This window comes from Synechococcus sp. Lug-A, from assembly GCF_024345655.1.
In the GTDB taxonomy this organism is placed as follows: domain Bacteria; phylum Cyanobacteriota; class Cyanobacteriia; order PCC-6307; family Cyanobiaceae; genus MW101C3.
The window spans coordinates 25,583-32,536 of the sequence record NZ_JAGQBN010000024.1; the positions used below are offsets into that span (position 1 = coordinate 25,583).

5 protein-coding genes are annotated in these 6,954 nt (G+C 64.6%); 4 read left to right on the forward strand and 1 reads right to left on the reverse strand.

The window, feature by feature from the left end; all coding sequences use genetic code 11:
* Positions 1-47 precede the first annotated feature (47 nt).
* Positions 48-1,892: an ATP-dependent zinc metalloprotease FtsH3 gene (ftsH3, locus tag KBY86_RS14305; protein ID WP_094514883.1), complete on the forward strand. Its 1,845-nt coding sequence runs from the start codon at positions 48-50 to the stop codon at positions 1,890-1,892.
* Positions 1,893-1,965: 73 nt separating this feature from the next.
* Positions 1,966-2,646 carry a bifunctional 4-hydroxy-2-oxoglutarate aldolase/2-dehydro-3-deoxy-phosphogluconate aldolase gene (locus tag KBY86_RS14310; RefSeq protein WP_255141613.1) on the forward strand — a complete coding sequence of 227 codons (681 nt, stop codon included), beginning with the start codon at positions 1,966-1,968 and terminating at the stop codon, positions 2,644-2,646.
* Between the two features lie 118 nt (positions 2,647-2,764).
* On the opposite strand, the gene aroC is transcribed toward KBY86_RS14310, so the two are convergent.
* Complete coding sequence (gene aroC, locus KBY86_RS14315; protein WP_255141614.1) at positions 2,765-3,853, reverse strand: chorismate synthase; 1,089 nt, start codon at positions 3,851-3,853, stop codon at positions 2,765-2,767.
* A gap of 525 nt (positions 3,854-4,378) precedes the next feature.
* Here aroC and KBY86_RS14320 point away from each other — a divergent pair.
* Both KBY86_RS14320 and KBY86_RS14325 read left to right on the forward strand, forming a co-directional pair.
* Positions 4,379-5,278 carry a methyltransferase domain-containing protein gene (locus KBY86_RS14320; protein WP_255141615.1) on the forward strand — a complete coding sequence of 300 codons (900 nt, stop codon included), beginning with the start codon at positions 4,379-4,381 and terminating at the stop codon, positions 5,276-5,278.
* Positions 5,279-5,304: 26 nt separating this feature from the next.
* Positions 5,305-6,666, forward strand: coding sequence for an APC family permease (locus tag KBY86_RS14325; protein WP_255141616.1), 1,362 nt, complete (start codon positions 5,305-5,307; stop codon positions 6,664-6,666).
* The last annotated feature ends 288 nt before the right edge of the window (positions 6,667-6,954 follow it).

A 6,954-nucleotide genomic window follows, 5' to 3' on the forward strand; every position in this document is an offset into this window, starting at 1 on the left:
CGCCCCATTAACATTCCGTTACTTCCATCTCATCAGGAGCACACAGGGTGAAAAAGCGCTGGCGCAATGCGGGGCTCTATGTGCTCCTTGCCGTCGTGGTGATCGCCGTGGGAACGGCCTTCCTCGACCGGCCCAACCCGGCCAACGCCCCCCGCACCCTCCGCTACAGCGACTTCGTTGAAGCGGTGCAAGGCAAGCAGGTGTCGCGTGTGCTCATCTCCCCCGACCGGGGCACCGCACAGATCGTCGAAAACGATGGCGGCCGCGCGGTGGTCAACCTCGCCCCTGACAAGGACCTCCTGAAGCTGCTGACCGACAACAACGTCGACATCGCCGTGCAGCCCAGCCGCGAACCGGCGGCCTGGCAACAGGCGATCGGCAGCCTGCTGTTCCCACTGCTCCTGCTCGGCGGCCTCTTCTTCCTGCTGCGTCGCGCCCAGGGCGGCGGTGGCAACCCGGCCATGAGCTTCGGTAAGAGCAAGGCCCGGGTGCAGATGGAACCGCAGACCCAGGTCACCTTCGGTGATGTGGCCGGCATCGAGGGCGCCAAGCTCGAGCTCACCGAGGTGGTCGACTTCCTCAAGAACCCCGATCGCTTCACGGCCGTCGGCGCCAAGATCCCCAAAGGCGTGCTGCTGGTGGGCCCTCCCGGCACCGGCAAGACCCTGCTCGCCAAGGCGGTGGCCGGTGAGGCCGGCGTGCCCTTCTTCTCGATCTCCGGTTCGGAGTTCGTCGAGATGTTCGTGGGCGTGGGCGCCAGCCGTGTGCGCGACCTGTTTGAGCAGGCCAAGAAGAATGCCCCCTGCATCGTGTTCATCGATGAGATCGACGCGGTGGGCCGTCAGCGCGGCGCCGGTCTCGGCGGTGGCAACGACGAGCGCGAGCAGACCCTCAACCAGCTGCTCACCGAAATGGACGGCTTCGAGGGCAACACCGGCATCATCATCGTGGCTGCCACCAACCGCCCCGATGTGCTCGATTCAGCGCTGATGCGGCCGGGTCGCTTCGATCGCCAGGTGGTGGTCGATCGCCCCGACTACGCGGGCCGGCTGCAGATCCTCGGAGTCCACGCCCGCGGCAAGACCCTCGCCAAGGATGTCGACCTCGACCGCGTCGCCCGCCGCACCCCCGGTTTCACCGGCGCCGACCTGGCCAACCTGCTCAACGAAGCGGCGATCCTGGCGGCCCGCCGTCAGCTCACCGAAGTGTCGATGGATGAGGTCAACGACGCGATCGAGCGCGTGATGGCCGGCCCCGAGAAGAAAGACCGGGTGATGAGCGAGAAGCGCAAACGCCTCGTGGCCTATCACGAAGCGGGCCATGCCCTCGTGGGCGCCCTGATGCCCGACTACGACCCGGTGCAGAAGATCAGCATCATTCCCCGTGGCCAGGCCGGCGGCCTCACCTTCTTCACCCCCAGTGAAGAGCGGATGGAATCGGGCCTCTATTCCCGCGCCTACCTGCAGAACCAGATGGCTGTGGCCCTGGGCGGTCGTGTCGCTGAAGAGATCGTCTACGGCGAAGACGAAGTCACCACCGGTGCCTCCAACGACCTCCAGCAGGTGGCCCGTGTCGCCCGCCAGATGGTTACCCGCTTCGGCATGTCCGATCGGCTCGGCCCTGTGGCCCTCGGTCGCTCCCAGGGCGGCATGTTCCTCGGCCGTGACATCGCCGCCGAGCGCGACTTCTCCGAAGACACCGCCGCCGCCATCGATGAGGAGGTGGGGCAACTGGTGGAAGAGGCCTACCGCCGTGCCAAGGGCGTGCTCACCGACAACCGTTCGGTGCTCGACGAACTCGCCGACATCCTGGTGGAAAAGGAAACCGTGGATGCCGAGGAGCTGCAGGAGCTGCTGATCCGCAGCGATGTGCGGGTCGCCGAGTACGTCTGAGCCAGCAGGTGTTCCGCAGCTCCTGTCTGGGGCTGCGGATTGGGGGCCCGCCACTGGCGGGCTCATTGCTTCTTTGCGGGAGCAGCCCCTGCTCACCGTGGTGCGCTGCGCTGAGGCCGCCGCACTCCACTGGCGAGTGGAGCAGCTGGCCTCAGCGGGTGTACGGCATGTGGAGGTGGCCTGGTCGCCCCAGTCCGGCTGGGTGGAGCAGTGCCAGGCATTGCAAGGCCAGTTTCCCGGCCTGTCATTGGGAGCAGCATCGATCACCACGGCCGCTGCCCTCGCCGATGTGCGTGCGGCCGGTCTGTCCTATGCGATGTCGCCGCTGCTGTGCCCCGAGCTGCTGGCCGAGGCGGCACGGCTGGATCTGCTGCTCGTGCCAGGAGTGATGTCCCCCACGGAGGTGAACCTTGCCCGGCGCCTGGGCTGCGGCCTGGTCAAGTTGTTTCCGGCGGCGGCGCTCGGCCCTGGCTATTGGCGCCTGCTGGCCGGTCCCCTGGCTCCGCTGCCCTTCTGCATCGCCGCCGGCGGTCTGGGCCCCGCCGATGTGCCCGTCTGGTTGGCGGCAGGGGTGCAGGCGGTCACCCTGGGCTCCGCCCTCTTCACTGCCGGCCCCGAAGCTGCCCTGGACCCTCAGCTGGCGCTGGTGCTGCAGGCCCTCAAGCTGGCTTCAGCAGCCGCCTCAGCCAAGAACGCAGATGATCCGGACAGTCCTGCAAACACCGGGCCATGGCTGCCCTTCTCTCAGGCCTGAGCCAACCTTGTGTGCGTGGCAGCCTCAGCGGAAAGCTGTGCCCACCACGAGCTGCGGGAGCCTGCCTGTTTCCCAGCGGGCGGCCGCCCTCCTGCCGCCGGCCCCGGCATCAGCGTGATCACCAGAGACTGCATTGCCCCTGTTGACGCAGCAGGTGATCGGCCAGCACCAGGGCCACCATTGCTTCCACCATCGGCACCGCGCGCGGCAGGACACAGGGATCGTGGCGTCCTTTGGCTTCGAGCGTGGTGGCCTCCCCGGCCAGCGTGACCGTCTGCTGGGCCTTGCGGATGGTGGCGGTGGGCTTGAAGCCCACCCGCAGGCAGATCTCCTCGCCGTTGCTGATGCCGCCCTGGATGCCACCGGAATTGTTGGTGGCGGTGTGCAGGCTGCCATCCGCGGTGGGCAGGAAGGCATCGTTGTGCTCACTGCCTCGCAGCAGGGTTCCGGCGAAGCCGGAGCCGATCTCAAAGCCCTTGGTGGCTGGCAGTGACATCACCGCCTTGGCCAGATCCGCCTCCAGCTTGTCGAACACCGGCATGCCCAGCCCTGGCGGCGGCCGCCGCACCACGCACTCGATCACCCCACCGCAGGAATCGCCCTCGCGGCCGATCGTCTCGATCCGTTCGATCATTCGCTCCGCCGTTTCAGGGTCGGGGCAGCGCACGATGTTGGCCTCCACAGCCGCCAGGGTGACCAGCGCTGGATCGATCTGCGCCTCGATCGTGTGGATGCGCCGCACCCAGGCCATCACCTCGGTGCCGTGGGCGCGGGCCAGCAACTGCTTGGCGATCGCACCGGCGGCCACCCGGCCGATCGTTTCCCGCGCCGAGGCGCGGCCACCGCCGCTGCGGGCCTGGATCCCGTACTTGGCCTGGTATGTGGCATCAGCGTGGGAGGGGCGAAAGGCCACCTCCATGTCCTTGTAGTCGCCGGGACGCTGGTCCTGATTGCGCACCACCATGGCGATCGGGGTGCCGAGGGTGACCCCATCGAGCAGCCCGCTGAGCACCTCCACCTGATCGGCTTCCTTGCGGGGGGTGGTGATGCGGCTCTGCCCAGGCCTGCGCCGGTCGAGCTCGGCCTGAATCGCTGCCAGATCCAGCGGCAGCCGCGGCGGGCAGCCATCCACGATCACCCCCACGCCGCCGCCGTGCGATTCGCCGAAGGTGCTGATACGAAAGAGCTGGCCGAAGCTGCTGCCCATGGCGCCATTGCACTGGCTGGAGCCTACTGATTCGAGCTGCTGCGCCTCAGCTATCACCTCTCTGCTGTCTCAGGCCGGCGTCGCTTGCGTGGTGCTGCTCCCCTCGCTTCTCATCCCCGCCCCGATGGCCCGCGCCTGAGGTCTGCGCCACACCGTTCCCGCGGCCTGCGGGGCCGCTGGCGGTTGGATCGATGCCCTTCAACCTGCATGCACTCAAGATCGGTGAAGGGTCATTGTTCTCAGCGCCAAGGCCGTGAATGCTCCGTCCTTTGGATGGAGAAGGTCGCAGGCGAAAGGGGAAGCTTTCGGTCCATTCTTGGGCATTCCACTCCGCTATTGCACGCAAGAGAGTGGATTCTCCGTTGGATCAAAATGGACATCTCGAGTGCTGTGCAACACATCAACCCTGAAGAGAAGGCCACCAAGATGGTGGCGAGATGATCCATTGAGGTGATGCCCCCTTTGTCCCACTGCGGCGGTCATCCAGTCGAGCTATTCAGGTCGGCTCGAAGAACAAGCCGTTCGATGGTGAGGATCAATGGCCTGGCCTTGGTCGCCTCAGTGTTGTTGGTCTGGCTGCTGCCACCGGTCGCTGCATGGGCCGATGGCTCCCAAGCCACGCCAGGCGATGTGCTGTACCAGCCAAGCGTGGGTCAGGAAGGGAAGGACGTGATCTGGGTGCCAACGCCGGATGCCCTGATGCTGGCCATGTTGGACATCGCGAACATCCAGGACGGTGACATTCTTTACGACCTTGGCTCAGGCGACGGCAAGATTGTAATCGGCGCGGCTCAGCGCTACGGCATTAAAGCGGTTGGCATTGAGTACAACCCAGATCTGGTTGCGCTTGCCAAACGTCATGCCGCTCGGGCCGCAGTGAACGACAAGGTGACGTTCATCAGGGGAGACATCTTCAAAGAGGATTTCAGCGAGGCCACGGTGCTCACGCTTTACCTCTTGCCACAACTCAACGTGAAGCTGAAGCCCACCATCCTGGCGATGCGTCCTGGCACTCGGGTTGTATCCAATTCCTTCGATATGGGCACCTGGCCGGCTGATGCCACCATTGAGCTGGAAGGGGGCAGAGGCTATTTCTGGGTGGTTCCTGCCTCGGTGCAGGGCCGTTGGCAGCTGGGCGCTCAGGGTGCGAAGCCGGCAGCGGAGCTTGACATCCAGCAGTCCTTCCAGATGCTGGGCGGCCGCCTGCTGCTCAATGGTGAGAGCCTCAGCATTCTCTCCGGACGGATGCGGGGCGAAGCGATCAGCTTCACCTACGGCACCAGATCAGCCAATGGTGACCAACCCCGCGGCACGTTCAAGGGAACGGTCCGGGCTGGAATCCTTGCCGGAACCCTGAGCGATCAGGGGGTGGACGTGCAGCTGTCAGGTGGCCGAATCAGCCAAGGGCTGCGGAGTCGGCCATGAGCCAATTGTGCGCGCAGGCAGAGTCCATGACGTCCTCCTCATCAGCCCAGACCAATCCAGCCCGGGTGGTCCACCAATGGGAAGCTGTTTGCCTGATCGTTGGCCTGGTGATCGGAGCCGGGATCTTCAAGACCCCCAGCCTGGTGGCGCAGTTCACCCAGGATCCCGGCTGGTTGATCACTGCCTGGGTTGTGGGGGCTGTGGTGAGCTTCACCGGCGCCCTTTGTTATGCCGAACTCAGTTCCGCTTACCCCCACATCGGCGGTGAGTATCACTTCCTCACCCTGGCTTATGGCCGCAGGTTGTCGTTCCTGTATGCCTGGACCAAGGCCACGGTGATCAATCCTGGCTCGATTGCTCTGCTTGCTTTTGTGTTCAGCGACGCCATCAGCCGTCTGCTGCCCCTGGGCCTCCGATCTGAAGGGATGGGGGCGCTGGTTGTCGTACTCGTGCTCACGGCATCGAATCTGCTGGGGCTGCGCGTGGCCACCGGCATCCAGAAACCACTGGTGCTGGTGATCCTGGTTGGTTTGCTGATCATCAGCATTGCCGGTTTTGCCAGCAATGGTCACCTCGCGTCTATCTCCACCGAGGCCTTTCAGAGCAGTCCCCGTCCGGCCAGCCTGGGCACAGCCCTGGTGTTCGTGCTGCTCACCTTCGGTGGTTGGAATGAGGCCGCCACCATCTCTTCAGAGCTGAGAGGTGGGCCTCGCGCGGTCACGAACGTGCTGGTGCTGAGCCTGATGTTGATCACCGCGATCTATCTGGTGTTCAACCTGTCGTTCCTTTCCGCGCTGGGGATCTCCGGGCTTGCCCAAAGCTCTGCTGCCGCCGTGGATGTTCTGGGCCAGTCCCTTGGCCGCTGGGCAGAGCTGGCTGTGATCCTGCTAATCGGGGCGTCGGCCCTCACCAGCATCAACGCAACGATGGTGATGGGTGCCCGGGCCAACCATGCCCTTGGCCAAGACTGGCAGGCCCTTGGCTTCCTCGGCGGATGGCAGAGGGTACGAAGCACCCCCACCCGGAGTTTTCTGGTTCAGAGTCTTTTCAGCAGCGCGTTGATTGCGATCGCCGCCGTTCAACCCGATGGCTTCACGGCGATCGTGGAATACACCGCACCCCTCTTCTGGGCTTTTCTCACCCTGATTGCACTGTCCCTGATCATCCTGCGCCGCCGCTCCGGTGCGCCAAGCGTGAACACTTTCCAGACGCCACTCTTCCCCTTGTGTCCGCTTCTTTTCGCTGTGGCATGTGTCTATCTAGCGTTTTCAAGCTTCCAGCATGCCGCTGCTAATGAATCGGCTTTCCTCTCTCTGTTTGTCTTGCTCTCTGGCGTTGTTGCTCTGCTAGGCCTCTGCCTGCGGCAGCGAAAGCTCCGCCTTCTTTAGAACGTTCTTGCCCGGGATCTGCACGGAAGGCTGTTCACGCGCTTCCCGCCAGTCTGAGCCGATGCCGTTATGCGTGCGCCGTGTGCTCACAGGCGGCAGCCACCACCCCTGGCCCTAAGCCGTTCTTCATCACACGCACCCTGTTTGCCCACACCCACACCCATACCCACCCCGCAGACCTGCGCCTAACCCCATCCACCTCTGACTGCTTCCTGCCAAAAAAAAGCCCCCGCAATCTGCGGGGGCTGCTGATCGATCGGTGCTCTTCAACCTGTCTTCAATGAAAAC